This window comes from Lyngbya sp. CCY1209 (assembly GCF_055795065.1).
Genome location: NZ_JAYFER010000052.1, coordinates 1 through 614, shown reverse-complemented (window position 1 = coordinate 614; position 614 = coordinate 1). Strand labels below are relative to the sequence as shown.

Annotated in this window: 1 protein-coding gene; it reads left to right on the top strand. The window is 44.6% G+C overall.

Annotated elements, in window-relative coordinates; all coding sequences use genetic code 11:
- Positions 1-614 (top strand): group II intron maturase-specific domain-containing protein (locus tag AC0QHF_RS00280; RefSeq protein ID WP_324702192.1); only part of this gene is annotated, 614 nt, incomplete at both ends.

The following is a 614-nucleotide window of genomic DNA, read 5'->3' as shown; positions in this document are numbered from 1 at the left end:
CTTCAAGAAATCGAAGTAAATGGAAAAATGGTCTCACCTGGTTTCGACTTTCTAGGGTTCAATATCAGGCAATATCCTGCCGGAAAACACGTCTCGGGGAAAAGTGGCGGCAGGACAAGCAAGCTACTCGGGTTCAAAACTCACACAAAACCTAATAAGGAAGCAATCAAAGCCCACATCGAAAAGGTAAAAGAGGTGATAAAGAAACACAAAACATCACCTCAAGCCGCCCTGATTAAAGAGCTAAACCCCATTATCACAGGATGGTCAAGGTACTACTCAGGGGCAGTCTCCTCGGAGATTTTCGGAAAGCTGGATGAAATACTTTGGCAACAACTACGGGCATGGGTAGTGTCAAGATGCGGTAATGCCAATTACAAAACGCTCAGGAAATACTTCCGAAAAGGAAAAGTGATACTGAGCAATGGGAAAGAAAGGAATGAGAAGTGGATTTTCCAAACAAAGGATGGTCTACGACTGCAACAACATAACTGGACTCCTATCATTAGGCACAAACTGGTCAAACCAGACGCATCAACGTATGACGGAAACTGGGTCTATTGGGCAACAAGGAGAGGGAAATCACCAGAAATCTCAAACCGAGAAGCCCGACT